The sequence below is a fragment of the Nostoc sp. FACHB-280 genome (assembly GCF_014697615.1).
In the GTDB taxonomy this organism is placed as follows: domain Bacteria; phylum Cyanobacteriota; class Cyanobacteriia; order Cyanobacteriales; family Nostocaceae; genus Nostoc_B.
This window is the reverse complement of the sequence record NZ_JACJSD010000050.1, coordinates 23964-49841: the sequence shown is the minus strand read 5'-3', so window position 1 is coordinate 49841 and position 25878 is coordinate 23964. Positions and strand designations below refer to the sequence as shown.

The window sequence follows — 25878 nt, the reverse complement described above, 5'->3', positions numbered from 1 at the left end:
TTTTGACAAATACTCAGCACTTTCTTGAACTTCTAGATTGAAAGGGCGTGCCATTGCTTCCTCATGAGTCTTTTTCTTCCATGTTCTTTATTCTACAGTTCTATGCACGCTCATTTAGACTTGGTATTAGCACCACTTAAATCTATACCTCCCAGGTTGGCATCTGCTAAGTTTGCTCCACTAAGATCACATCCTGGACAAGCTTGATTTCGCTGTAAACGCTCAATGTCTTTAGATACTGACGAAGATGTATCTGTGGTTGATGCTGCTTCTGGTGTTGGAGATGCAGCTTGATTTGTTTCTGTAGGAGTTGCGGCTACTTCTGGTGTTGGAGATACAGCTTGATTTGTTTCTGTAGGAGTTGTAGCTGCTTCTGTTGTTGTAGATGAAGTATTAGATTCAGCTTTTTGAACACCATTACATCCTGCGATAAGTAACAGTGTAGTTACGTACAAAGTAAAAGATAAATTTTTTAGCATTCTCACTAATCTTAGCTGTAATCCATATAAATTTCTCTTAAATTTCTCTGTACAGACATTAGCGCAATTACTCAATTTGTCTCATATAAAAACTTTAACAACCGTATTTGTACTATTGTTCAAACAAAACAACATCATTAAACCTCTTGCATAAACTAAACAAATGATCTTGTGTAACTCTTTGCGTCTTTGCGGCTTTGCGTGAGGCTTAAAATTCTAGTTTTCAAACAGTTGTGCAGAAATCTATTTTAGTTTTGCATCAAAGTCTACATTTCTAGCTCATCATATATTCAGGAAACTGGCGCTTTAACGCTGGAAACACAGGACAAGGGGCTTGTTCTTGTAAATTATCTGGTTTACTCCAAGTGAAAGGTGCTTTTTGCGCCGCAGACATCCATAACAAACGTTTGGCGCGTGTCATCGCCACATAAAGTAAACGATATTCTTCCGCAGTTTTTAAGTGTTTGGCTTGTTCCCAAGCTTGGCTGACATCTGGTATACCCGATTCTCCGTGGAGTGCGGCGCGAATTTGGGCGCGGGCGACTTCTGATAAGGTGAAGTCTCCTAAAAACTGGCTTTGCGGTGGAACCCAAAAGCGACCAGGAATCAAATTCTCATGCAGAAAGGGAATGAAAACATAGTCCCAATCTAACCCTTTGGCTTTGTGCATGGTAATAATGGTGAGTTGATTTGCACGGGTGTAATGTGCTTCCAAATCTTCGGTTTCCACAGGTTCAAAGCGTTCGGAATTGACAATTTCGCTTAAAGCTGAGAGCATTGCACCCATTGAACTACCACCAGATATTTGCTGATTGACTCGTTCTGCAAGTTTGTCAGCAGTTGCTAATTCTGCTTGGTCATAATTCAACGCCAAAGCGAGAAAGGATATCAATTGATAAAGCGGTAATTCCAAACGGGCGCGGAGTAAGCTACGACACAAATGAGCCGCTTTTTCGACTGGTTCGGCTTGGGGTGCAGCTAAGGGGCCTGGGTATAAAAATTCTTCCGGTAAACTAGCGAGGGCGTTGAGGTCTTGGGTGGGAACTAATTGCCGTTGTACCAGTACTTCTAAGGCAGCTTTCAGGTAATCTGGTGAGTGGGGTCGATCGCAAAATTGCAACAATGCCAAAATTTCTTGGGGTACATGAGAACGGCGATCGCGCTCACCCACATCGTAAAGTGTAATATTATGCTCTTTACATAGAGGTGCTAACATTTCTGCTAACCATCGACCTTGGCGATTTTCCCTCACTAACACCGCCGCACGGGTATTACTAGGGTCTGGCGTGAATAACTCAACTACTCTTTTACCCAGCAGTTCGACTGTGTGATGAATATCGCGGGGTGTATATAGTTCCAGTCCTTTACCCTCTGCTGCTGGGTTAGCATTTTTTTGCGGATCATTCGTACTCACTGGGTAAATTATCTGCTGACGGAAGGGAGAAGCAGCCGGAAGACGTGGCGATTTTTGATTTTTCGCACCATAAAAACTATTCACCCATTCCAGCGCAAAGTTAGCCGCAGCAATAATAATTCTTGTACTGCGCCCAGCTTGATTCATCGTTGCCAATTTTGCCACGCGATCGCACTCTTCACAAAATTGCCGAAAATAAATCGGGTCGGCTGGTGTAAACGTGGAGTTAATTGCTTGGTTAGGATCCCCCACTCTCACAAGGTTGAGTGCTGAGTATTGAGTGGGGAGTGGTGGTTCGGCTACTTCGGCTGCGCTCAGTACAAGTTCGCTCACCAACCGAGAGTGGGGAGTGGTGGTTCGACTTCGCTCACCAACCGAGAGTTGAGAGTTGAAAGAAACCCCCTCGTCTCCCTTGTCCCCCTTGTCTCCCTTGTCCCCCCTGTCTCCCTCATCCCCATGATCATCACTTGCCAAAATCTCTAACAACCGAGTTTGCAAAGGGCTAGAATCTTGGGCTTCGTCTTCAAAAACGGCGAAAACTTGATTTTGTTCAATGCGGCGGGCGCTGTTATTTTCTAATACGCGCAGGGCGGCGAGAATCATATCGTCGTAGTCGATGAAGTCGCGCGATCGCATTAAGTTTTGGTATTGTTCGTACAATCCCGCCGCTATGCTTAAAATGGCGTAATTATCTGAAGTTTCGTGACTCCAGTTTTGTAGTTGTTCTGGCGATATTCCTGAACTTTTGGCTTCGTGAATGACTGTCGTTGCTAAATCTGGTAAAACTTCAGTTCGCAATACCGATTGACGACGCAATCTTTCTGTTTCTTCGCCGTCAAATTGTTGTCCTTCCAGTAACCGGAAGTATATTTCAGCATTATTATTAATCCATTGTTCGACGGCTGTGCGAATTAAGCGATGGCTTTGACTAGGGGTAATTAATGTCAGATTTTCTAACTCTAACCCCGATAAATCAGGATAACGACTGGCTATATTCAGTGCCAAACCATGTAATGTGTAAACCGCAAAACCTGTTTGCGGCAAAGATAAATCGTCACGTAAATATTTCCGAATTTTCGCTTTAATATTGGCAGCCGCAGAACGAGTAAAGGTCACAACTACTAACTGACGATGAACCGAGGAACGCGATCGCGCCAAACGTTCATACTGACGCGCAATTGCGATCGCCGCCGCCGCCGCCATCCCCGTCGATTTCCCCGCACCCGGAACCGCAGAAACCGCTAATGGCCCCGATTCCCAGTCAGCCATCTGTTGTTGTCCTTGGCGTAAGCCGTTACGAATCGCCAATATTTTTTCGCGCAAAGACAAAACCTGTTGCGATGACTGAGATAATTCCGATGGAGCAGATTCTAAAGGCACAGTAGCAGTAAAGTTGGTATCTGACATATCACCATCCGAGGCTGAGAGAATAAAAAGTATTAAGTCTAAAATTTAATTATTTGGTCTGCTGCTTCCTACTTTTAACCAATGACCAATAACAAATAACAAATGACTAATAGTAGACATTATCTCGGTTTAGTTGGGGCGATCGCTCTGGGTGCAATTTTGCGCTTTTGGCATTTAGATTTAAAACCTTTGTGGATGGACGAAGTGATTACAGCCATCTTTAGTTTAGGTAAAAATTATCATGATTTGCCTTTAGATGTTTTATTTCCTTTAGAGCGTGTTCAGGAAATTTTTACTTTTCATCCTGGTGTCAGTTGTTCACAAATCGCCACTAATGTTGATACCCAGTCTACCCACCCACCTTTATTTTTTTGTGCGATGTATCGGTGGTTAAGTTGGATGACTCCTTTAGGAACAGAGTGGGTGACAAAATTGCGATCGCTACCTGCGTTATTAGGTGTCGCCACAATCCCAGCGATGTATTGCTTAAATCGCATTGCTTTTTCCAAGTCATCGGGAATTATCGCTGCTTTGGTGATGGCGACTTCCCCCTTTGCTGTCTACCTTTCCCAAGAGGCGAGACACTATACTGCGCCAATGTTTCTGATTACTTTGTCGTTACTCGGATTGATCCAGATTCAGCGCGATATATTTGAGCGATCGCGTTTGCGGTTTTGGGTTTGGCTATCTTGGACAGTTGTGAATATTCTTGGTTTTTATGTCCACTATTTTTTCGCTCTCGCTTTTATTTCAGAAATTGCCACTTTAATATTTATAGCTTATCGATATCAACTTAATATTGTAATTATCAAAAAAATCTGGCTATTTTTATTAATTTCTCTGACTACTATTAGCATCAGTTTTCTTCCTTGGTTACTAGTTGTCTTCAATCATATCCGGCGTACAGAAACAAATTGGTTGCCAACTCCTAGCTACTTTTCCCCCTTGTATCAAACTTTGATTAACTGGGTCTTGATGATCATTAATTTCCCGGTAGAACATCAACTTCTACCAGTGGCAATCATTAGTGTTTTAATCATGGTGTCTTTTTCTATTTGGACAGGACGCAAAGTTTTTCAAGGATTACATTTTTTATTATCCAATAATCAAAATTATATCTCAACTATTACTTTATTAACTTTTACTATTGGCGTAGTTTTAGAATTTTCAATTATTATTTACATTTTCCAGAAAGATATTTCTGTAGTTCCCCGATATCATTTTGTTTATTACCCTAGCTTTTGTGCTTTATTAGCAGCAGGGATTGATTTTAGTAGGAAGAATCAAAAATTCATTTTAGTTTTTTTAACTATTAGTATTATCAGCTGTATTTTTGTGAATTTTAACCTCGCTTTTCAAAAGCCTTTCCTACCGGAAAAGGTGGCTCAAAACATGAATTTAAATCCAACTATCCCAATCATGTTAGTTACTGGATATGGCAGTTATCAAGATGTGGCATTAGGATTAAGTTTTGCTTTAGCTTTAGAACAATTAAGAAATACAAATAAATTAGATAATTTTGCTTTTATTAATCAAAACTCGACTGTAATTCCTTTTTGGCAGAAGCTTGCACAATTCTCTGTACCAGATGTATCTCAGCTAAACTTATGGATAGTCGCCCCTGGTTTGCGAAGACGGGATTATCAACCACAAGTTAAGTTATCTTCTGGGCAAATAGTTTGTAATATAGACCCGACAAAACATTATCGGATAGGCATTCCCTATCAACTTTATCGTTGTATAGTAGGAGGCAGTGGTTCGGCTACTTCGGCTGCGCTTAGTACAAGTTCGCTCACCAACCGGAGGCAGAAGGCAGAAGTTAAAAGTCTTACTATGTACTGAATTCAGCTTTTTATTATACCCAATTTAAATGCTTAACAGCTTACTAGCTAAACAAAAAGAAGTTCCACTTACTAACGAAGAGGAACAAGAATTAACTGAGTATGAAGAGTTAGACGATTATTTAAGTTTGATTAATCGACTGATTAGAGGTTATTGATAAAGCAAATATTAAGTAGGGTGTGTTACGGCTATGCAAGGATTTGGGAACTTCAGAGAGTGATAATTAGCCGTAACGCACCGCCTTTATCAGTAAGTTAAGCCTTGCGATAACACAATACGGTTCACATCAGAAAATTCAATCACAACCAAACTCAAAAAAGAATGACTCAACAAAAAACGAAAAAATAATTTTGGAGGGGGTTTGGGGGACGCAACCGTCCCCCAATCGGGGGTGTGGGGGAGAATCCACCAAATCTTGCTCATTGTCTGATAAGTAGAGCAGAAATTGAGGAAGTTATTATTCATCAATTAACCAAGGCTCTTTAGTTACTTCCTCGTCCAAAATTTTCTTTGGACGCACAATGACAATTAATTTACCCAAGATAGAAATTTCTGGTTCTGTTTCTAACCATTGAATATCTATATTTCCATTATTATCAATCACAAAATAGCTAGAGTTGTCCCATTGTCTTTGAGCGCGGTCAACAACTAAGAGTACTTCTTCTCGTCTGTTTTGTGTTTGGGCTTGATTGGGCAGACGATCGCTATCTGCTAATATCACTACTGGATCTTCGGCATTTAACAACGCTTGCCAACCCGGTAAGGGAACCCATGCTTGTTCGCCTGCAAACTTGACCATTTGGAATGGTTCACTAGCTGTAATTAAAGGTACGGCTTGCAAATCTTGGGGTGTTAGAGGCAATTTCCCCGCCACCGCTAAAATCCGTGGTAGTTCATCTTCAGAGTCAAAGCGGTAAAATGGCAGCAATGGAGCCGGACGCTTGGGTACAACAGTAAAATCGACCAAAAGTTGCTCTAGTTGCTTTCTCGCGGAATCTGTGTGAGCAAAACGCAAGCCTTTAGCTATTAAACGCGATCGCTCTGTCAAATCAGAATTTTGTCTGGCTAATTTCCAAGCTTGATAAGCCACCGCATCCCCCGCATCCGCCGAAAATCCTTCGGGTAAAGTGCGTAACCAAGAATAATCTTTAATGGCCTTAGCTATTTCTCTCGCCCCATCAACATCAAGTTTATGTATAAAAGTTAATTCTGCCGCCGCAGCTCTTTCTTCTTGAGAAAGCAAGCGTAATTCGTATAAAACATCACTACCTCTCGTACTGTAGTGCGATCGCGCCGCTTCTGATGCCCCGGCTTTTTCTATAGAATTGTAAACTTGAGCGCCCACCACAACTTGATTTTGTTGAATTGGCTCAAATCCAGTTGCTTCAAAAATTTCTTGTTGATTATAGCCAGACTTTTGCAGAGTGGTGATCGCTGTTCCCCATTCCACCCAATTACCTTGCTTTTGCCTTAGCTTACGCAATAACTCCTGGGCGTTATCATTTCCAGAGGTTTCAGGGTTTGGGGCATTTAGTGGTAAGTCAGTCATAATTGGGAGGAGCAACTTGAACAGATGAAACTACCGATACTTAATCGGCAAGTCTTATTCTAATCTTTAATCGCAAACTATCTCTCACTCTAGCACCAAACAAAATTATAGGTTATCAATAGTACACGCAAGTTCTGGATTAGAACTGATCAGTACCTTCACGCAAGGCTTACGCACCATTTATCAACTAAGCTTGGTGTGGAATATAACACTATAGTAAATTATTTACAGGAATTATCTCATGGATAATCCCACGCAGGAATTAAATACAAGTCGTCGGCAAACAGCTACTTTAGAGAGAGCAAAAAAACTCAAAATATTAGTAGTGGATGATGAGCCAGATAATCTCGATTTACTGTATCGGACTTTTCGGCGCGACTTTCACGTTTTAAAAGCTGATAGCGGTATCAATGCCCTAGAAGTTTTGGCAGCAGAAGGCGAAGTGGCAGTCATTATCTCTGACCAAAGAATGCCAGAAATGAAGGGGACAGAGTTTCTGAGCAAAACTGTGCCGCAGTTTCCTGATACAGTCAGGATTATTCTGACAGGCTTTACGGATATTGAAGACTTGGTAGAAGCCATCAACGCTGGACAGGTCTATAAATATATCACCAAACCTTGGGACCCTGGCGAACTCAAGGCGGTCGTCCAAAGAGCCGCAGAAACCTATGATTTGTTAAAGCAACGCACAGAAGAATTACGCCGTGCCAATGCTCAAATGGCATTATTGTCTGTGTTAGTGCAAGTTACACAAGCCGCAGATACTTTAGAATCCATTCTCAAACCTATTGCGACAGCCTTTAGTGATAGTTTCTCCACTGATGGCTGTATTTTGCAGTTGCTAGAAGGAAAGCAATTAGCAGGCGTTTCTGGTTCTCATAGCCGTGCTGGTACTACTCTCAACTGGCTAGACAAAGACCCCTTGGTAAACGAAGCGATCGCTACAGGACAAATCCAAGTGGCCTTAAATGTCGCTAAAGATCCTAAACTTGCTGGCGCATCCCACTACCAAGAAACTGGTGTGCAAGCACATTTAGTTATCCCAATTACCTACCGGAATGATATGTTAGGTGTGTTGTCACTCCAATGGCAACAACCTTGCTCTTTGCGAGAAGATGAACTGAACCTGATTAATTTATCAGCTCAACTAGTAGCGATCGCTCTGACTAGTAGTCGTTGCTATCAGTCAACTTTGTAGTTATTTGTCATTTGTCCTTTGTCATTGGCAAGTGACGAATGACCAATGACCAATGACGAATGACCAATCACCAATGAATCAAGAAGTTCGTGCCATTTTTGACAGTATTGCTCCCGTATATGACCAGCTAAATAATTGGTTGAGTTTGGGACAACACCGGATATGGAAAGAAATGGCGATTAAATGGAGTGGCGCTAAACCTGGAGACACCTGTATTGATTTGTGTTGTGGAAGTGGTGATTTAGCGTTGCGTTTAGCACGGCGTGTAGGCAATACAGGATATGTTTATGGTGTGGATTTTTCACCCAACCTACTCGCCAATGCTCAAGAACGCTCTCAACAACAATACCCCCAACCTGCCATCACTTGGGTAGAAGCTGATGTTCTCAATTTACCTTTTGAGAATAACCAATTTGATGCGGCCACAATGGGTTATGGGTTAAGAAATGTTACCGATATTCCCCAAAGCCTGAGAGAAATTCACCGGGTTCTCAAGCCCGGTGGAAAAGCAGCAATTTTAGATTTTCATCGCCCAAACAACCAGCAATTAAGAGCGTTTCAACAATGGTACTTAAATTCAATAGTTGTACCAATGGCTGAACGTCTGGGCTTGAAAGAACAGTATGCCTACATCAGTCCCAGCTTAGATCGCTTTCCGACAGGAGATGTGCAAATAGAATTGGCTCGACAAGCTGGTTTTGCATCGGTTACACATTACCCCATTGTGAACGGTATGATGGGAGTGTTGGTAATTGGTAAATCTTAGATTTGAGATGTTTGATTGCCTCTGCTGGCAAAGAAGCAGAAGTCATTGAGAAATCAATATCAGAGTCTAAATTTCCAAATTCAAAATTGGCAAGTCCAAAATACTGTGGATTGGTCTCATCTTTGGCTTTATGTATCTCCCCCGATATTAGGTGGGGTAATTGGCTATTTTACAAACGATATAGCCATCAAAATGTTATTTCGTCCCTACCGAGCAATTTATATTGGTGGACGACGAGTACCTTTTACTCCCGGTTTGATTCCTCGCAACCAGGAGCGTTTGGCGAAAAATATTTCTAATACCATTATGGGTTCGCTGCTCACGCCAGAAGAATTACAAAAGCTGGCGCGGCGCTTATTACAAACAGAGCGAGTCCAAGGGGCAATTCTGTGGTTGTTACGGTTAGCAATTGAACAAATTAAAGCAGATAAAGACCAAAAAAGTGCTAAAATAGTCGCCGGAATTTTGCGTGATTTATTGGGCGAATCTTTGCCACGCTTGTTAAAAGTTTTAGCCAGAAGAGAAGACTTTTTAGAAGCGCAAATCAATCAAATTTTTGATCAAGTCCTGCTAGATTTGCAATTAACCGATGAACAAGCTACAAGATTAGCTGATTGGTTATTGCAGACAGTTTTACCTCCTGATATTTTACGTCAGGCGATAGTTGATTTTTTAACAGATCGCACAATCCAAATTATCGATGAAAGCTTTCGGGAAAAAACAAGCGGTACTTATTGGGTAGTCGCTAATTTGTTCGGCTTACGCAATACCCTTACTCGACTGAGAACTTTTTGTTTGGATGAAAAAGAAGCCACAAATGCGAGGTTGCAAGAATTAACCCAAGATTTACAAGTGCGCGATCGCCTGAAAAAAATCCTGCAAAATTTATCACTACAAAATTTACCCATTGGGACAGTCAGACAGTTGCGGAAAACCACCCGCGAAACAGTCCGCCATTATATTCAAAGTACTGGTGGCGATTTGCTACAAGGATTCACTGATTCTGTAAATTGGGAAAATATTGCTACATTGTTGCTGAATCGCTTGAGTGCTTCACCTGTGGTCAATTCTTCTTTAGAAGTTGTCAGCTTAGAATTAGCTTTGATTTTAGAACGTTATTTAGAAAAAGATTTAGAAGCTATTGTGGCGCAAGTTATTCCAATTTTGTCCATCGACCAAGTAATTATTGACCGTGTAAAGTCAACTTCTCCGGCTGATTTAGAAGCAGCCATCGAAGGAATCGTCAAAAATGAATTGCAGGCGATCGTAACTTTAGGTGGTGTTTTAGGTTTTATTGTCGGGTTATGCCAAACAGCATTTTTAATCTTGAGTCAGCAGTAATTATGAGACTTCTTGCAAAAGTCCTGATTTTCGCCTTTTCCTTTGCGTCTTTGCGTCTTTGCGTGAGGCAAAAAAATATTTATACAAGAGGTCTATTGATGTGAAGTGGTAGTGAAACGCCTAACTCAAAATTTGTGCTAAATCCAAAATGAACCCTGGTAAAACATCCTCTCCACTCAAGCTACCAGGAGATTGTAAAATTTCAACTTCTTGTCCTTGTCGATAAATTTCGACTCGTTGATTTTGCGGATCAATTAGCCAGCCTAGACGCACACCGTTATCCATATACTCCTGCATTTTAAGTTGCAATCTTTCTAGGCTATCTGTAGCAGAGCGCAACTCTATCACGAAATCAGGAGCCATAGGTAAAAACTTGGCAGGGTCGGGATTTAAAGCTGCGATTCTTTCTCTTTTTACCCAAGACGCATCAGGCGATCGTGTTGCACCATTAGGAAGAATGAAACCCGTAGAAGAATCAAAAACTAAGCCAGTACCATCAATATCTGCCCAATTATTCAATCGTTGGCTTAAACGACTATTACGATTTCCACTTTCCCATCCCGTAGGCGGCATAATAATGATTTCTCCTTGCGCTGTCCGCTCAAAACGTAGGTCTCGATGATTTTGACAAATTTGAAAAAACTGCTCATCCGTTAACTCAATGACGGGGCTGAGGTCAAGAATCAAAGCAGTCATATTTGTTCCTCAATCTTGATATATGTAGCCTAGCATTGACTACTTATTACTAACCTTTAACTTCGGATAAGCAATACGCTTGTGGTGAAATTGCTGCCAAACTTCAACAAAAATTTCGGCAATTTGCTTCATTTCATCCCGCGTTAGTCCAGATTCTTGCAGTTGATTGTCTTGCCATCTGGCACGCAAAATATTATTGAGTGTGGTTAAAGCTTGTTCGGGTGTAACTTCTTTGAGCGATCGCAAGGCGGCTTCACAAGCATCTGCTAACATCACAATTCCCGTTTCTCGTGATTGGGGAATAGGGCCATCGTAGCGGAAATCAGCTTCGTCTAATTTGATGCTGGGGTCGGCTTGGGCTTGCTGCTGTGCTTGATGGTAAAAATAAGCAATCAGCATTGTACCTTGGTGTTCGGGAATAAATGCTTGAATTGCTGTCGGTAAAGAATGTTTACGCGCCATCACTAACCCTTCACTAACGTGCTTTTTAATAATTTCGGCACTTTTCCAAGGGTCTTGAATTTCGGTTTCGTGTTTATTCGGCCCCCCCATTTGGTTTTCAATAAAACCCAAAGGATCGTGCATTTTACCAATATCGTGGTATAAAGTCCCAGCCCTGACTAATTCGACATTACAACCTAATTTTTTCGCCGCCGCTTCTGCAAGGGTGGCGACAAATAAAGTGTGTTGAAAAGTTCCAGGTGTTTCTGTAGCCAGTTTTTTTAATAAGGGACGGTTAGGATTTGCTAGTTCTGCTAACCGAATTGGTGTAACTAAATCAAATAATTTTTCTAAATAAGGACTTACACCCAAGGCAATGATACTCCAAGCTAAACCGGATAAAGCAAACAGTCCGGCTGCTTGAAATACCATGTACCAGCCTGTACTAAATGCTGTACCTATTAATAAACTCACAATGAGATAAACACTACCTTGGGTGGCTGCAATCGCTACACCTAATAACGCTAATTCTTCCCGCGATCGCAGTTTTTGGGCGATGTAACTACCTAATATTCCTCCAGTTGCACCAGCTACCAAGGCGACTTTACTAACTTCCAAACTTGAGGGTATAACTAGCAACAATAACCCTATGACTGTTGCCCCCAAAGTCTGTCCATAAAAGCTGCCTAATAGTAGACCAACAGCACTCCAGCTAGTATGAAATATTCCCATCGCGATCACACCAGGAGTACTCAAAGTTAGCAGCAATATTAATAGGCGATCGCGTTGTCTTAATCGGTACTTATGGCGCTTTTCTACCCAAACAAAAATCCCAATTGCGCCCGTAACTATCACTGCTAACTTCGCCAGACCTAGCCAATTATTTTCCCGACGAATTAATTTATACTTTTCTAAAACATCAAATTGCCACTCCGTAATTTTTTGACCTTTGCGGATAATTATTTGACCTTGATGCACCGTTACTATGATTGGTGAAACTCCTTCTGCGGCTTCTTTAGCTTGTAGTTGAGTTTTTTCTTCATCTTTTTTTAAGTTGGGTTCTAAAACTGCCAACAACAGCTTAGAGGCTAAAGCTTCAGCATCTTTCGGCACAACATCTTGGACATGAGTATTAACAGCATTTTGTAAAATTTTCGGTGGTAATCCTTCGGGAATACCCTGAGTCAAAATGCGATCGGCAATTTGGTTGATTTGTGTGTAAGTGTTTGACCAATCATCGTCTGATAAATCTAAGATGACTGTTTCTTGATAAATTATCCCTGGGTTATTTGTGTCTAGCTGTAAAAATTGTGACTTAGCTTGGATGTAAGCTTGGCGGATTTTCGATATTTGCCGCATTAAAGAAGATAAATTTTGGGCTGAGGTAGTGATTCGGTAAGCTTCTAATTCTCCTACAGCTATTTGAAAGTCTTTGCTTTGGGTAATGTTGCTAGGTTGAGGCGACTGAGATGGTACAGTCGGGATAATAGTTATTGGCTGGTTCTGCTCCGTGGATGATCCTGTGGCAGATGGAAATAAAGGAGGATATTTAGGGAAGTGATGTTTTTGGGAAAATTCTAGTGAGAGTTCTAATTTTTGTTTACTCTTGTTTTCGACAGTGGCTAATAGTGCTTTCCATTCTGCGTCGGAACAAGCACGTAGATATTGCTGGGTAGGTAAAGATAAAACTGCGGTGTCAAAAAAAGGAAAAGGCCCAGCAACAGAACGAATTTCATTACCTTGGTCGAGAATTTGTTGCAATTTTTGGCTAATCTTGTTGGTGGTCTTTTCATCAACCATTAAGACTGGTATAAAGCTTTTACTAACATCTTTCCGTCGAGCTTCAGTTTGTTTTTTATCTTCAATGCTGATAGAGTAAGGTGCTTTAAAAGTTTGTGGTGCATAGGTTCCTACTTGCAGTTGGGGTCGGTTGTATAGCTTATGACCCAGTACCCCGGTTAAAGAAACAACTGCGATCGCAAACACCACGGAAGAACGTTTTTCATGTACCCAGCCTAAACCGACTGCGATAATTCCAGTCTGAGTTTTGAACGATTTTGTCATTGTTCTGGGTACCGTTGGGCGTTTATAAATTTAATTTTATGTAAGTAGTTATATTGATCAAGGCTTAATTAACGTGAGCGAATGACGCGCGGTGCAGCAAAGACAGAAACAAAATTTTGTTTGTCCAGCATCACACATCCGTCTAAAGTCAATGGTTTGGGATGTAGGGACAGGTTATATACTCCTGACCATACAGCTAAAAGTGCATCGGTTAATTCTAACATCTGTGGATAATTGACCAGTATCCCAGTAGAGTTATCGGCTGATAAATACAGAACTCGCAATTGGGAAGGAATTCCGGCTGTACTATTGTAGGTTCCCGATAAAGCACCTATGATCGCACCTATCATTGGGGAAGGTAACAGTTGATTTGCTCGTAAAACCGTTAAGCGAAAGTCTTCTGGTGTACTGAGAAAGCAGTAAAATGCCAATGCGATCGCACTGCTAGTTTTGTCTTTGGTATTTAAATCTGCTTTAGCTGTTTCTAACCCCGCATGTTTAGATAACAAATCATTAACTTGTAATAATTTTTTTGGTAATGATGTTGGTGTTTCGCCAACAAAACTAATAATTTGGGCTATGAGAGTTTCCGGTTCTAATTTTTCGGTTAAAGATAAAGCGATCGCGTAGCCTACTGCTAATATTCCATCCCGTACCACTGGATCTTCTCCCCAAAGTTGGTACGTGTGTAGTAAATTATTCCTTAACTTCAGCAAGTTGTCATGAAAAAAAAGTGCCACTGGTAAAGTGGCTATAATAATTTCAGAAGTGGCAGCATTATTATTAAGATGAAAACTAGGCAATTCTTCTTGCTGACGCTGTTTCCAGTCATCCAAATCTAACTTGCCTAGCTTCACCAAACTTTCAGTACCCAGTAGCATTAACTTGCCAATATCTGAGACAGCTTGAGGTGATTTGTCTCCCGATTTAGCTAAATTTGCACCTAATAACGCTCCGAGTATAGTACCTCTAAAGCGGCTGAACAGTGAATAGCGCATATCTCAAGAATGAAGTGTAAAGTGTTAAGCCTGAAATTTCAGCCTTAACAATTTATAGCAGTCGCAGCATAAGTTATACCAAATCGATATAAAGCAGCATATAATTAGCCTGCGGAGGCAGGCTTCGTTTATATAGCCCCAGACTTCCAGTCTGAGGGTTTATATGCAGCCTTTTTATAGAATTGGTATAAGTACTTTATACCCCGCTACACTTCATCCTTTCGTAAATGATGCACTAAAGCCTGTAAGCCTAAAAAATAACTTTGTGCGCCAAAACCGCTAATTTGACCAATTACGACAGGCGCTATATAAGAATGATGGCGAAAATCTTCTCGACGGTAAATATTACTGAGGTGTACTTCAACTGCTGGTAAATTAACTGCTGCGATCGCATCTCGTAGTGCCACACTAGTATGTGTATACGCTCCAGCATTAATTAAAATTCCTTGGTGTTGACCTAAAGCTTCATGAATCGCATCTACCAAAGCGCCTTCATGATTAGACTGCATGGCAAACACACTTGCTTGCATCTTTGCCGCTTGTTCTTGCAATAAAAGGTTAATTTCAGCCAAAGTTACAGCACCATAAATTCCTGGCTCTCGCTTTCCCAGCAAATTTAGGTTTGGCCCATGCAGTACCAAAATGCTTAAAGGTTGCACCTGCAATTGTCCGTTCCTTCAGGTTTAACGACGACGGGAACGTTCATTGACTGGAATCGGAATCAGTTCCGGTTCCGGTTCAGCTTCCGGCCCAAGCAGGGCTTCAATTAGCTTGCGTGCCATTTCCTTCAGCCTTTCCAGTACCTTTTCTATATAGTCCATGAACTGACCGCTCCTGAATTACTACCTACTTTAATTAACAGCTACGCGGAAATTGGCTTATTATTACACGTTTTGCTGCTAACTTGGCTGATTCCCGAATTTTTGATTCTGGGTTAGCCATTTTAAAAGTTGCAAGTTGTGATTTCCCTTACTTTTTAGAGTATCACATCCACAGCCCAATGAACTGCATCTCCCGCAAGATGGGTATGTTGTCAAAATAGTCAAGAGCCGTTAATCGTTGGTTATTAGTCATTTGTCATTGGTCATTAGTTATGATTTCTAAACTTAATAGACTGTTGCACACTTTATCAGCTTGAAAATGCTGGTTGCTTGACACTGAGCGCACTTGTACTGAGCGCAGCCGAAGTAGTCGAAGGTGAGTACTGAGTAGCCAAATAATGAGAAATTTCAGCCTGCGAAGGCAGGCTTTGTTCCTGTAGCCGCAATTTTAATCGTTCGGTGCTGTTCTACACCCTGACACCCCTACACCCTGATATTTCTTGAGACTTAAGTCAACCTCACCCCTCACTCTTTTTAGCCGTGGTCTTAGATGACTTAGCAGTTGATTTAGCGCGGGTACTAGTTGTTTTACTGGTTTTGCGGGTAGATTTTTTCCCAGATGAAGCTTTACTGGCTAACAATTCCAGGGCTTGAGATAGGGTCATCTCTTCCACCGACTGTCCTTCGGGAATGCTGACGTTAGTTTTGCCATGCTTGATATAAGGGCCATAGGGGCCATCATAAATATTCACTGGTGAATCATCTTCGGGATGGTTCCCTAGTTCCTTTAATGCCGCTTTGGACTTACTGTTAGCCGAATTCCTTCCTTTTTTCGGTTCTGATAATATTTCCAAGGCTCTTTCTAAAGAAACTGTTAAAATATTATCCGCCGCTTTTAACGAACGGTAATCTTTGCCTTCTTTGCCTTGGTCGTGAACTACGTAAGGGCCATAGGGGCCGATACTAGCTTGAATTCTGCCTCCTGTCGCTGGGTGGGTTCCCAAAGTGCGGGGAAGTGCTAAAAGACCAACAGCCATTTCTAGAGTGACGTTTTCTTGCGGCACGTTTTTGGGAATGGAAGCTTGTTTTGGTTTAGGATTTTCTTCGGTTTTGTCACCTAATTGGACATAAGGGCCGTAAGTCCCAATTTTGATATAAATCGGCTCACCTGTTTCGGGATGGCGACCAAGTTCGTCGGGGCCTGTGGTTTTTTGCTTGAGTAAAACTTCTACTTGTTTAGGGTCGAGGTCAGCCGGGGTTAAATCTTTGGGAATGGAGGCTGTGACTACAGCATCACCGTTTTCTACTTCGATGTAAGGGCCATATTTGCCAATACGGACTTTCGCCTGTAAATTTTCGAGTTCTACGGTTCTAGCTTTAGTCGCATCAATTTGACTTTTTTGTTCTTTAACTAAGGTTTCTAGACCTTTGTCACCGAGATAAAATTCCCGCAGGTAAGGTAGCCAGTTAGCTTCACCTTCGGCAATGTCATCTAAGGTTTGCTCCATTTTGGAGGTAAAACTAGGATCGACAATATCGGGGAAGTGTTTTTCTAATAAGCTGGTGACAGCAAAGGCGGTGAAGGTAGGAATTAAAGCATTATTCACCAATTGGGCATAACCTTTATCAATGATTGTGCCGATAATGCTGGCGTAGGTACTAGGACGACCAATACCTTCACTTTCTAAGGTTTTCACCAAAGAGGCTTCGGTGTATCGGGCTGGGGGTTGGGTTTCGTGACCAATTGCTTCGATTTCTTTACAGTTTGGATGATCCCCAACTTTCAAGTTAGGCAAGATAATTTCTTGGTCTTCTAGCGCGGCTTCAGGGTCGTCGGAACCTTCGACGTAGGCGCGTAAGTAACCAGGAAAGTCGATGCGTTTCCCAGAGGAACGGAAGCCAGCATCTTCAACTTGCAACTGTACAGTAATTTGGGTTTGGCGGGAGTCAGCCATTTGACAGGCGACGGTACGCTTCCAAATTAAGTCGTAAACAGCCAGTTCTCGACCGCTTAAGCCTGTTTCTTGGGGTGTGCGGAAGGTATTTCCGGCGGGGCGGATGGCTTCGTGGGCTTCTTGTGCGCCTTTAGATTTGGTGGTGTATTGTCGGGGTTGGGGGCTGAGATATTGCTTACCGTACAGCTTTTCTACACAATCACGAGCAGCTGCGATCGCCTGTTCTGACAAATGCACCGAGTCTGTACGCATATAGGTAATATACCCTTGCTCATACAAGTTTTGAGCAATTCGCATCGTATCCCGTGCTGACAGCCTCAGTTTCCGGTTGGCTTCTTGTTGCAAGGTGGAGGTGGTGAACGGTGGCGACGGTTTACGGGTAACTGGCCGTTCCTCCATCTCGGTAACATTCCAGGTTTTGCCTGTTAACCGTTCTTTCAACGCTACAGCATCGGCTTCTGTGAGTAACACCACATTGCGCCCAGCCGCAATTTGTCCTGTGTTGGGGTCAAAATCACTGCCACTGGCAACTTTTGTCCCACCCAAGGTCACTAACTGGGAGGTAAACGGTGCTTTTGCTTGTTCTAAATACGCTTTTAAATCCCAATATGTCCCTTCCCGGAAGGCGCGGCGTTGGCGTTCTTTTTTCACCAATAACCGCACTGCTACAGACTGGACTCGCCCAGCAGATAATCCCCAGGCGATTTTTTCCCATAGCAGGGGCGAGAGTGTATATCCTACCAAGCGGTCTAAAATTCGGCGTGTTTCTTGGGCGCGGACTAGTTGTTCATCAATAGTGCGGCAGTTTTTCAAGGCTTTTTTTATCGCCTCTTGGGTGATTTCGTGAAACACCATCCGCTTGGTCGGAACTTTGGGCTTAAGCAATTGGTATAAATGCCAACTGATGCTTTCTCCTTCCCGGTCTTCGTCAGTTGCCAGGATGAGTTCAGTTGCCTCTTTTAAGGCATCTTTGAGCTGAGTAACAACTTTCTTTTTGTCTTTGGGGACAACATACACCGGTTCAAAGTCTGCGTCCACATTTACCCCTAGCTGCGCCCATTTTTCCCCTTTGATGGTCGTGGGGATTTCACTTGCTGACTGGGGGAGGTCACGGACATGACCCATAGACGCTTCTACCCGATAGTCTTTTGGTAGGTAGTTGCGAATGGTACGAGCTTTGGTGGGAGATTCGACGATGACGAGAGTTGACATGGAAATTTCAAAAAAAAGAATAGCTGTCAAGCTAAACAGTCAAATTGAAGCAAGTTCTGTGAAATGTCAAGAGAAAATTCGAGCTTGGTGGCTGTGAATTCATCCTCACACAAACTGCCTGGAAATGCGAAAATTCGCAAAACTTCAGAAGCAGTCTTTCTTAGAGCATAAGATAAAGAAACGTTGGTGGTTAATTTCCAACTATTTCAATCTTTAACTTATCTCAGGCATAATTGGCGACTACCGTTGGCAAAATACTGTTCAAGTGTAGTAGCGCGATACTTTTTTTATCAGGGGGTGGGGGTGCAAAGTTGGGTGAAACGATAGGAAAACCCAATCTGACATTCTTTTGCTGCGGTTCTGGCTGGCGTGCTGCGACCTCTAGAATTTTTTAGGTTGTGCCAAAATTAAATCAAAATTGCGATTAAAAGCAAAGTAGGGTTCATTACTGTATAGCTCAAAGTTAAGACTATGAAAGCGATTCGCCAAGGTGATGTTATTTTACTACCTGTGGAGCAGGTTGACGGACAAAAGAAACTTGATTTAATTTTGGCAGAAGGTGAGGTTACAGGACACAAGCATAAAATTAGCGAGGGAGAAGCAGAGTTATATGAAAAGGATGGTACGCTATATCTGCGCGTTTTATCAGATATAGCTTTGCTAACGCACGAAGAACATCAGGCAATTCCTATCCCTCAAGGTAACTGGATAGTCAAAATTCAGCGTGAGTATGAGCCGGAAGGTTGGCGATATGTCGCAGATTGAAAAACTCACGCCTGAGCAAGAAGTTTTGATTCCAGTTTATCGAGAGAAGTGGCGACAAATTGCGCTTTCTACTGAGCGAATTGATAGAGAAAAAGCAGCGCAGGCAGTTAAGAAAATATATGCGTATAGTGATTTAGATGAGCCTGAAATTATTTTTTGTGCTAGTCCTTATGCAGCTTTAATTCATTCATACCACAAACTAAGTGAACAACTTTGTCAAGAATTATGGGTTGATTTTTTAAGTCAAATTTATGAACAGTTAAAGCCTGAACTTCTAACTTATTTGCTGAATGAAACTAGTGGTAGACTATCAGGACAAATCAATACTATTGGTTGGCAGTTAGATAAGCAAATAGGAGAAACGCTTGATACTGAACTAGTTCTGAATTGCTTAAAAACAGAAGCATTAGCTGTGGATGCTTCTGCGTTTGATTACTGTATTTCTGTTTTGCAATGCCATCACAACCAGAGAGAATGGTTTAATTACGTTTTTTTAGTTCAATCTTGTGGCTGGATTTTTTTGTATAAAAAAGCTTGTATAATATGCGATCGCCCGATTCATATCTGCTTCGATAATCAAAACCGCCTGCACGCTGAAGGTGAACCAGCGATTGAATATGCTGATGGCTATAGCCTTTACTCTTATCACGGTGTCACCTTACCTGAAAAATACGGTAAACTTCATCCACAACAATGGGAAGCTCAATGGCTACTAAAAGAAACTAATGCAGAACTGCGGCGTGTGTTAATTCAAGGTATAGGCTACAGTCGCATTTGCCAAGATTTACAAGCTATTGAATTAGATAATTGGGCTAGATATAGCCTATTAAGAATTGATAATGATTTTATTGATATTGAACCGATTTTGTTATTAAAAATGACTTGTCCCAGTACAGGTTTTATTCATGTTTTGCGTGTTCCCCCAAATATGCTGTCAGCCCGTGAAGCAATTCGCTGGGTTAATTGGGGAATTGATCCAGAGGATTTTATAATAGAAACTTGAAAGATAAGTATGTGGGTGAAAATAAATTCAACTGTGTAATACCAATTATGTCGGAGACGGCGTTTTTAACTCACGAAGAACATCAGGCCATTCCTATCCCTCAAGGTAACTGGATAGTCAAAATTCAGCGTGAGTATGAGCCGGAAGGTTGGCGATATGTTGCTGATTGAAAAACTCACGCCTGAGCAAGAAGCTTTGATTCCGGTTTATCGAGAGAAGTGGCGAAAAATTGCGCTTTCTACTGAGCGAATTGATAGAGAGAAAGCGGCTGATGCGGTGAATGCTGTTTATAAAATTTTGGGTTGTGATGAGCCACAGATTGTATTTTTTGATAGTCCTTATGCGGCTTTGGAAGAATTTATTGTGCAATTAGAAAAGTCTATATTTAATCAAGAAGCTTACATAATTGAAGAAAAAATACTTGTTTCACAAAGAAAAGAGATCAGATTTCAAATAATCAGTAAAAAATTAGCTATTTTGCTTAAACAAGAATTTCTTAGCAAGTTAAGAGATGAGCTAGATAAAATATTTGGTGGAATTATCAATAACAGACTAGCTCAAGATTTTGATATTCTTTATGAAGAATTAGATATTAGTGTTTTTGACTTAACATACATAGCACCTGAATCATGGGTAGTTGATGCTAGTTTTATAGATTTTTGTATATCTGAGTTAAATTGTGATTTATCTCAGCAAGATTGGTTAGTTATACAAAATCTAATTAAAAATTGTGGTTGGATATTTCCTGATGAGCGTATAGCAATTATATGCGATCGCCCGATTCATATCCGCTTCGATAATCAAAACCGCCTGCACGCTGAAGGTGAACCAGCGATTGAATTTGCTGATGGCTATAGCCTTTACTCTTATCATGGTGTCACCTTAACTGAAAAATACGGTAAAGTTCATCCACAGCAATGGCAAGCCCAATGGTTATTAACAGAAACTAATGCTGAACTGCGGCGCGTGTTGATTCAGGGAATGGGTTACAGTCGCATTTGCCAAGATTTACAAGCTATTGAATTAGATAATTGGGCTGGCTATAGCCTATTAAGAATTGATAATGATTTTATTGATATTGAACCGATTTTGTTATTAAAAATGACTTGTCCCAGTACAGGTTTTATTCATGTTTTGCGTGTTCCCCCAAATATGCTGTCAGCCCGTGAAGCAATTCGCTGGGTTAATTGGGGAATTGATCCAGAGGATTTTATAATAGAAACTTGAATATCTATAATTCAATTCCCCATAGGCACTGTTTTCAAACTATGTGATCCCCCCAACCCCCCTTAAAAAAGGGGGGCTAAGAGTCTCTCAAAGTCCCCCTTTTTAAGGGGGATTTAGGGGGATCTAAAGATGGGTAATTTTGTTTTTAATATTTATCAATCTTGGCAACTGAACCAGAGAATACACCACAACCTATTAATTTCACACCTTACTACACTCAAAGTTACGGCTCAATTTATTTAGGCGATAGTCTGCAACTAATTAAATTTTTGCCAGAAAGCAGCGTTAACCTGATTTTGACATCGCCGCCGTTTGCATTGACGCGCAAAAAAAAGTATGGCAATGAGAGTGCAGAAAAATATATTGAGTGGTTTCTACCCTTTGCGTCGGAATTTAAAAGAGTGCTGGCAGATAACGGCTCATTTGTTTTAGATTTAGGTGGTGCATATCTTCCTGGTAATCCTGTACGAAGTCTTTATCAATACGAATTGTTGCTGAGGTTGTGTAAGGAAGTAGGCTTTTTTTTGGCACAGGAATTTTATCATTACAACCCAGCAAGACTACCCACGCCGGCTGAGTGGGTAACAATTAGAAGAATCCGGGTAAAAGATGCGGTTAATGTTGTTTGGTGGTTATCAAAAACGGCAAACCCCAAAGCAGATAATCGGAAAGTTTTAAAGCCTTATAGCCAAAGTATGCAGCGATTACTCAAAAATGGTTATGAAGCAAAAATGCGCCCCAGTGGCCATGAAATTTCGGGTAAGTTTCAAAAAGACAATCAAGGTGCAATTCCACCAAATTTATTAGAAATTCCCAACACAGAATCTAATAGTCTTTATTTACGTCGCTGTAAAGCTAAGGGAATTCAGCCCCATCCGGCTAGGTTTCCGCAGGGGTTTGCTGAATTTTTTATCAAGTTTCTAACAGATGAGGGTGATCTGGTTTTAGATCCATTTGCTGGTTCCAACACAACTGGTTTTGTAGCTGAGACTTTAAAACGCCAATGGATTTCTTTTGAAATTAATCAGGATTATGTTACAGGGAGTCGTTTTCGGTTTGTTGAGTAGCCAAATCTATTTAGGATTCAAAGTAAAATTTAATAATTTTACTTAAATCTCTCCATCTACTTGCATTTTATGAACCTGATCTGCCAATTCTTGACGATTTTGATCATCAAGCTTATCGATCGCTAACATCCCCATGAGGATGACTTCTTTGAGAGTTAAACGAGTTGAATGTGCCTGTTTCTGCACAATCTCCTTGATAATCGGACTAACACCGATCGCTGTACTAGCTCTAGCCACAGAACAAATATATAACATTCAAGACACCGCCTAAATCTTAGCATTTCCCTTAAAGTTCTTCTATATATCTGTTATTCGATTTAACTTAGTCCAAAAGAATAATTACTGATTTAAACATAATCTGCTGATTTATAAAGAAGTTTTACCTTAATTTTTAGCTACTTTTTGCTGTATCTTGCTCACTGCCGTAAATCTTGCCTACTGTTGAGATAAATTTCTAACTCAGTAAATAGCTGGCGATCGCTGATCAAAACCAATTACAGCCTCATTGATTACATCTCTCCACATCGGAGTAGGGACATCAGCTTGCCATCAAGCATTAATATTAACTTACGTATATTTATTTACGTCAAGTTGTTGCTATACTAAGCAAGATTACTGCTAACTACGGTAAATATATTGAGTGCTTAACTCATAGTATAAAGCTTCTGCAAAGCACGAATCTCGGCAAATCACTAATTTGCCAATTCACTGAAACGCTCAGGTAAAGCCATGCCAACTACGTAGAAACATCTACTTTTAGAAAAAGTTGCGTTAAAGAGATGATGAATTCCAAATGTAATCTTGTTAAACTGCTTTACAGTACTACTGAGTGTAAATAAAAATAATAACTTAGCCACCAAAAAATCATCCTGAACACAGGTAATAAATGCTGTCATAAGGGAAAGTACTAAGTATGAGGAAATACAAAGCGATGAAGCACAATTATCTGTTAGCAGTAGGATTGTTAACAGGATTGGCAATACCAGTATCGACGCTTTCGCCTCTGTCAAACAAATTGCCAGCAAATTCTAGTTACCTGGGAACAGCAAAACATAATTCGCTGTTAATGATAGGTGAGAAAAATCTTCCTAGCTTTGACACATCTTTACCAGAATTTAGATATCAAGCTTTACAACATATCAAAAACTCGCACTCAACAGTGAGTGAAAAAACTATTCCTAGTGTTGACATTTCCTCACAATCGTTAAAGTATTCTCAGTCAATAGTTGACGATAAAAAAGTTTCAAATCTTGATGAATCTTCCCCAGCAATTAGTGAGCCAGGATTGTTAGCGCCAATCGAATCCCTATTTCATCGCAGTTCGTCATCATCAAATGTACCGCTAACATCTGGATATCAACTTTATTACCAAAGACTGGCGGCTTTAAAGACTGGTCAAATTTATACACGTATATCTGATGATTCGCCATCTTTTTCCGAGTCTAATAAACAGCGCCAATTAACTTACGAAGATTGGAAGAGTTTATTAGCTTTAGAAGCCAAAGCTGTGACTAAAGGTCAAGGTAACAATCATTTAAGTATTATGGTTGGGGATTCTTTAAGTTTGTGGTTTCCCCCGCAAAAACTACCTAGTGGCAAACTTTGGTTAAATCAAGGTATATCGGGTGATACTTCTGGCGGAATTTTAAAAAGATTAAGTGCATTTTCCTCTACAAAGCCAGAAGTCATTTACATCATGGCGGGAATTAATGATTTACGCCGAGGGCTAAAAGATGAAGTTATTTTGCAAAATTACCGCCAAATTATCCGCCGTTTGCGACAGGAACACCCAAAAACTGAGATAATTGTGCAATCAATTTTGCCAGCAAGCTTACCAACAATTTCTAATAGCCGAATTCGGCGGATTAATTTTCAATTGTCCCTAATTGCTCAACAAGAGGGAGCTAATTATTTAAACATTCATGATTGGTTTACCGATTTTGAAGGTAATTTGCGTGTAGAGTTAACTACGGATGGATTACATCTATCCCAAGAGGGATATGATGTTTGGCGTTCGGCATTAGAACAAGTCGAGTATAAGTTAACTCAGCGTGAACATGGAAAATTGCGATCGCAGTTTTAAAATTTATGGAAATTCATGATACTGATGCTATTGCCATCCGTTCTGTGATTGAAAGTCAATTGGCAGCTTTTCAGCAAGATGATGCTCAAACTGCTTTTACTTTCGCAAGTCCGGGAATTCAAGAGCAATTTCAAAGCCCAGAAAATTTTCTGCGGATGGTAATGCTAAATTACCCGGCGGTGTATCGTCCTCGTTCCGTGATGTTTGAAAAAGTTACCATTATTCAAGACAATATAACTCAACCTGTATTATTGTTGAGTCCTCATGGTATGCCTTTGAGGGCGTTATATTTTATGGAACAGCAACGCGATGATACTTGGAAAATCAACGGTTGCATTTTAGTATCAGTAGAAGCGGAAATTACCTGAGAAGGCAGAAGGCAGGAGGCAGGAGGCAGAAGGAAAAAACTCAATATTATTAGTTATATACATATTTTATTTGTAGCGATTTTTACTTGAGTAGAATACAAATTCATCCGCGTTTATCTGTCTTGAAAAGTTGGCTCAAGTCGGCAGAACCGCCCACACAACGCCAGTGAGGGAGTCGGAGAACCCGCCCAACGCACTGGCTCAACTTTTCGCTGCGTTCATCTGCGGTTAATTATTGTTTCCTGTACCTCACTGATTCGAGAACCGCTACATCCTAGATTAGGACGCTTTGAGGACGTGGAATCCGGCTTTTAACTCCTACCTCCTACCTCCTGCCTCCTGCCTTCTAAATTTACCTTCAAGACTTGATTTAATTTGCCACTACGATAACCTTCTAAATCTAAGGTGACGTAGATAAAGCCAAATTCTTGGAATGCAGCAACTACAGCAGATAAATCAACAGCTAAGACAAAATCTTTAATTTTTTCTGGGGCTATTTCAATGCGGGCGGTATCACCTTCAGAGCGTACACGCAAATTATCCCATCCGAGTTTCCGCAGATAAATTTCGGCTCTACCAACTCTTTGTAATTTAGCTACGGTAATTTCTTCACCGTAAGGAAAGCGGGAACTTAAGCAAGGTTGAGCTGGTTTATCCCACCAAGGTAAACCAAGTTGTTGAGACAGTTGACGAACTTCTAATTTAGATACACCAATTTCAGCTAAAGGCGATCGCGCCCCTCGTTCTTTGGCGGCTTGGATTCCTGGGCGATAATCGTGTAAATCATCGGCGTTTACCCCATCCACTACGTAGGGGTAGCCTAACTCCACAGCTAATGGTTTGAGAGTGTCGTGTAGTTCGCTTTTGCAAAAATAGCAGCGATTGACGGGATTTGATGTGTAGTTAGGATTTTCCATCTCATTTGTTTGCACAACTTGATGCGTAATCCCAATAGTTGCGGCTTGAATTTTTGCGTCTTCTAATTCTTCTGGTAATAGTGAAGGCGAAACTGCTGTTACAGCCAAAGCGCGATCGCCTAAAACATCATAAGCAATCTTCGCTACTAAAGTGCTATCTACACCGCCAGAATAAGCAATTAAGGCGCGTTCCATTTCGCCAAATAAGGCTTTGAGTTGCTCTAATTTTTCCGACAATTTCATTTTGAATTCCTGACATTTCCCC

Annotated in this window: 23 protein-coding genes; 12 read left to right on the top strand and 11 right to left on the bottom strand. The window is 41.0% G+C overall.

What is annotated here, in order from left to right; translation table 11 throughout:
• Window positions 1-110 precede the first annotated feature (110 nt).
• Window positions 111-479 (bottom strand): pentapeptide repeat-containing protein, encoded by a 369-nt coding sequence (locus H6G75_RS27155; protein WP_190983007.1) that lies wholly within the window; start codon window positions 477-479, stop codon window positions 111-113.
• Between the two features lie 274 nt (window positions 480-753).
• The gene (locus H6G75_RS27150; protein ID WP_190983006.1) at window positions 754-3300 is read right to left on the bottom strand and encodes an ATP-dependent helicase; all 2547 of its coding nucleotides are present in this window, start codon (window positions 3298-3300) and stop codon (window positions 754-756) included.
• A gap of 102 nt (window positions 3301-3402) precedes the next feature.
• Between H6G75_RS27150 and H6G75_RS27145 the strand changes: the two genes are divergently transcribed.
• Window positions 3403-5142 carry a glycosyltransferase family 39 protein gene (locus H6G75_RS27145; RefSeq protein ID WP_242051659.1) on the top strand — a complete coding sequence of 580 codons (1740 nt, stop codon included), beginning with the start codon at window positions 3403-3405 and terminating at the stop codon, window positions 5140-5142.
• Window positions 5143-5170: 28 nt separating this feature from the next.
• Complete coding sequence (locus H6G75_RS33630) at window positions 5171-5299, top strand: hypothetical protein (RefSeq protein WP_277884112.1); 129 nt, start codon at window positions 5171-5173, stop codon at window positions 5297-5299.
• A gap of 300 nt (window positions 5300-5599) precedes the next feature.
• Here H6G75_RS33630 and H6G75_RS27140 read toward each other — a convergent pair whose 3' ends face one another.
• The gene (locus tag H6G75_RS27140; protein WP_190983005.1) at window positions 5600-6691 is read right to left on the bottom strand and encodes a RuBisCO accumulation factor 1; all 1092 of its coding nucleotides are present in this window, start codon (window positions 6689-6691) and stop codon (window positions 5600-5602) included.
• 241 nt (window positions 6692-6932) lie between these two features.
• Here H6G75_RS27140 and H6G75_RS27135 point away from each other — a divergent pair, with 241 nt between their 5' ends.
• The 3 genes from H6G75_RS27135 to H6G75_RS27125 all read left to right on the top strand — a co-directional run bounded on the left by H6G75_RS27135 (window position 6933) and on the right by H6G75_RS27125 (window position 9996).
• Window positions 6933-7889 (top strand): response regulator, encoded by a 957-nt coding sequence (locus H6G75_RS27135; RefSeq protein WP_190983004.1) that lies wholly within the window; start codon window positions 6933-6935, stop codon window positions 7887-7889.
• A 73-nt stretch (window positions 7890-7962) separates the two neighbouring features.
• The gene (ubiE, locus tag H6G75_RS27130) at window positions 7963-8655 is read left to right on the top strand and encodes a bifunctional demethylmenaquinone methyltransferase/2-methoxy-6-polyprenyl-1,4-benzoquinol methylase UbiE (RefSeq protein ID WP_190983011.1); all 693 of its coding nucleotides are present in this window, start codon (window positions 7963-7965) and stop codon (window positions 8653-8655) included.
• 105 nt (window positions 8656-8760) lie between these two features.
• A complete protein-coding gene (locus H6G75_RS27125) occupies window positions 8761-9996 on the top strand; it encodes a DUF445 family protein (RefSeq protein WP_190983010.1) in 1236 nt (411 codons plus the stop codon).
• Window positions 9997-10116: 120 nt separating this feature from the next.
• On the opposite strand, the gene H6G75_RS27120 is transcribed toward H6G75_RS27125, so the two are convergent.
• The 6 genes from H6G75_RS27120 to topA form a co-directional block, all read right to left on the bottom strand.
• Complete coding sequence (locus H6G75_RS27120) at window positions 10117-10692, bottom strand: Uma2 family endonuclease (protein ID WP_190983003.1); 576 nt, start codon at window positions 10690-10692, stop codon at window positions 10117-10119.
• A gap of 39 nt (window positions 10693-10731) precedes the next feature.
• Window positions 10732-13197, bottom strand: coding sequence for an HD family phosphohydrolase (locus tag H6G75_RS27115; protein WP_190983002.1), 2466 nt, complete (start codon window positions 13195-13197; stop codon window positions 10732-10734).
• Window positions 13198-13265: 68 nt separating this feature from the next.
• Window positions 13266-14195 (bottom strand): ADP-ribosylglycohydrolase family protein, encoded by a 930-nt coding sequence (locus H6G75_RS27110; RefSeq protein ID WP_190983001.1) that lies wholly within the window; start codon window positions 14193-14195, stop codon window positions 13266-13268.
• 206 nt (window positions 14196-14401) lie between these two features.
• Window positions 14402-14854 carry a type II 3-dehydroquinate dehydratase gene (aroQ, locus tag H6G75_RS27105; RefSeq protein ID WP_190983009.1) on the bottom strand — a complete coding sequence of 151 codons (453 nt, stop codon included), beginning with the start codon at window positions 14852-14854 and terminating at the stop codon, window positions 14402-14404.
• A gap of 24 nt (window positions 14855-14878) precedes the next feature.
• Window positions 14879-14977 (bottom strand): DNA topoisomerase I, encoded by a 99-nt coding sequence (locus tag H6G75_RS27100; protein WP_162491113.1) that lies wholly within the window; start codon window positions 14975-14977, stop codon window positions 14879-14881.
• A gap of 557 nt (window positions 14978-15534) precedes the next feature.
• Window positions 15535-18183, bottom strand: a complete 2649-nt coding sequence (gene topA / locus H6G75_RS27095) for a type I DNA topoisomerase (RefSeq protein ID WP_190983000.1) — start codon at window positions 18181-18183, stop codon at window positions 15535-15537.
• Window positions 18184-18654: 471 nt separating this feature from the next.
• Between topA and H6G75_RS27090 the strand changes: the two genes are divergently transcribed.
• From H6G75_RS27090 to H6G75_RS27070, 5 genes are all read left to right on the top strand, one after another.
• Entirely contained in the window at window positions 18655-18948 is a 294-nt protein-coding gene (locus tag H6G75_RS27090; RefSeq protein WP_190673056.1) for a hypothetical protein, read from the top strand.
• On the top strand, window positions 18935-19951 hold the full coding sequence (locus H6G75_RS27085) for a DUF6745 domain-containing protein (protein ID WP_190982999.1): 1017 nt from the start codon (window positions 18935-18937) through the stop codon (window positions 19949-19951). Before H6G75_RS27090 ends, H6G75_RS27085 begins: the two co-directional genes overlap by 14 nt.
• Before the next feature lie 11 nt (window positions 19952-19962).
• On the top strand, window positions 19963-20121 hold the full coding sequence (locus tag H6G75_RS27080; RefSeq protein ID WP_190983012.1) for a hypothetical protein: 159 nt from the start codon (window positions 19963-19965) through the stop codon (window positions 20119-20121).
• Window positions 20108-21178 (top strand): DUF6745 domain-containing protein, encoded by a 1071-nt coding sequence (locus H6G75_RS27075; RefSeq protein ID WP_190982998.1) that lies wholly within the window; start codon window positions 20108-20110, stop codon window positions 21176-21178. Before H6G75_RS27080 ends, H6G75_RS27075 begins: the two co-directional genes overlap by 14 nt.
• A 161-nt stretch (window positions 21179-21339) precedes the next feature.
• The gene (locus tag H6G75_RS27070; RefSeq protein ID WP_190982997.1) at window positions 21340-22245 is read left to right on the top strand and encodes a site-specific DNA-methyltransferase; all 906 of its coding nucleotides are present in this window, start codon (window positions 21340-21342) and stop codon (window positions 22243-22245) included.
• Between the two features lie 42 nt (window positions 22246-22287).
• Here the strand turns inward: H6G75_RS27070 and H6G75_RS27065 are convergent, their stop codons facing one another.
• Window positions 22288-22500 carry a hypothetical protein gene (locus H6G75_RS27065; protein ID WP_015113380.1) on the bottom strand — a complete coding sequence of 71 codons (213 nt, stop codon included), beginning with the start codon at window positions 22498-22500 and terminating at the stop codon, window positions 22288-22290.
• 676 nt (window positions 22501-23176) lie between these two features.
• Here H6G75_RS27065 and H6G75_RS27060 point away from each other — a divergent pair.
• Both H6G75_RS27060 and H6G75_RS27055 read left to right on the top strand, forming a co-directional pair.
• A complete protein-coding gene (locus H6G75_RS27060; RefSeq protein ID WP_190982996.1) occupies window positions 23177-24328 on the top strand; it encodes an SGNH/GDSL hydrolase family protein in 1152 nt (383 codons plus the stop codon).
• 5 nt (window positions 24329-24333) lie between these two features.
• Window positions 24334-24696: a DUF4864 domain-containing protein gene (locus H6G75_RS27055; RefSeq protein ID WP_190982995.1), complete on the top strand. Its 363-nt coding sequence runs from the start codon at window positions 24334-24336 to the stop codon at window positions 24694-24696.
• A gap of 311 nt (window positions 24697-25007) precedes the next feature.
• On the opposite strand, the gene larE is transcribed toward H6G75_RS27055, so the two are convergent.
• Window positions 25008-25856: an ATP-dependent sacrificial sulfur transferase LarE gene (gene larE, locus H6G75_RS27050; protein ID WP_190982994.1), complete on the bottom strand. Its 849-nt coding sequence runs from the start codon at window positions 25854-25856 to the stop codon at window positions 25008-25010.
• Between the last annotated feature and the right edge of the window lie 22 nt (window positions 25857-25878).

Excerpts from the sequence above, each read along its gene's own strand:
- H6G75_RS27155 (WP_190983007.1), bottom strand. The coding sequence starts at position 479 with ATGCTAAAAAATTTATCTTTTACTTTGTACGTAACTACACTGTTACTT.
- H6G75_RS27150 (WP_190983006.1), bottom strand. The coding sequence starts at position 3,300 with ATGTCAGATACCAACTTTACTGCTACTGTGCCTTTAGAATCTGCTCCA.
- H6G75_RS27145 (WP_242051659.1), top strand. The coding sequence starts at position 3,403 with ATGACTAATAGTAGACATTATCTCGGTTTAGTTGGGGCGATCGCTCTG.
- H6G75_RS33630 (WP_277884112.1), top strand. The coding sequence starts at position 5,171 with ATGCTTAACAGCTTACTAGCTAAACAAAAAGAAGTTCCACTTACTAAC.
- H6G75_RS27140 (WP_190983005.1), bottom strand. The coding sequence starts at position 6,691 with ATGACTGACTTACCACTAAATGCCCCAAACCCTGAAACCTCTGGAAAT.
- H6G75_RS27135 (WP_190983004.1), top strand. The coding sequence starts at position 6,933 with ATGGATAATCCCACGCAGGAATTAAATACAAGTCGTCGGCAAACAGCT.
- ubiE (WP_190983011.1), top strand. The coding sequence starts at position 7,963 with ATGAATCAAGAAGTTCGTGCCATTTTTGACAGTATTGCTCCCGTATAT.
- H6G75_RS27120 (WP_190983003.1), bottom strand. The coding sequence starts at position 10,692 with ATGACTGCTTTGATTCTTGACCTCAGCCCCGTCATTGAGTTAACGGAT.
- H6G75_RS27115 (WP_190983002.1), bottom strand. The coding sequence starts at position 13,197 with ATGACAAAATCGTTCAAAACTCAGACTGGAATTATCGCAGTCGGTTTA.
- H6G75_RS27110 (WP_190983001.1), bottom strand. The coding sequence starts at position 14,195 with ATGCGCTATTCACTGTTCAGCCGCTTTAGAGGTACTATACTCGGAGCG.
- H6G75_RS27100 (WP_162491113.1), bottom strand. The coding sequence starts at position 14,977 with ATGGCACGCAAGCTAATTGAAGCCCTGCTTGGGCCGGAAGCTGAACCG.
- topA (WP_190983000.1), bottom strand. The coding sequence starts at position 18,183 with ATGTCAACTCTCGTCATCGTCGAATCTCCCACCAAAGCTCGTACCATT.
- H6G75_RS27090 (WP_190673056.1), top strand. The coding sequence starts at position 18,655 with ATGAAAGCGATTCGCCAAGGTGATGTTATTTTACTACCTGTGGAGCAG.
- H6G75_RS27085 (WP_190982999.1), top strand. The coding sequence starts at position 18,935 with ATGTCGCAGATTGAAAAACTCACGCCTGAGCAAGAAGTTTTGATTCCA.
- H6G75_RS27075 (WP_190982998.1), top strand. The coding sequence starts at position 20,108 with ATGTTGCTGATTGAAAAACTCACGCCTGAGCAAGAAGCTTTGATTCCG.
- H6G75_RS27065 (WP_015113380.1), bottom strand. The coding sequence starts at position 22,500 with ATGTTATATATTTGTTCTGTGGCTAGAGCTAGTACAGCGATCGGTGTT.
- H6G75_RS27060 (WP_190982996.1), top strand. The coding sequence starts at position 23,177 with ATGAAGCACAATTATCTGTTAGCAGTAGGATTGTTAACAGGATTGGCA.
- H6G75_RS27055 (WP_190982995.1), top strand. The coding sequence starts at position 24,334 with ATGGAAATTCATGATACTGATGCTATTGCCATCCGTTCTGTGATTGAA.
- larE (WP_190982994.1), bottom strand. The coding sequence starts at position 25,856 with ATGAAATTGTCGGAAAAATTAGAGCAACTCAAAGCCTTATTTGGCGAA.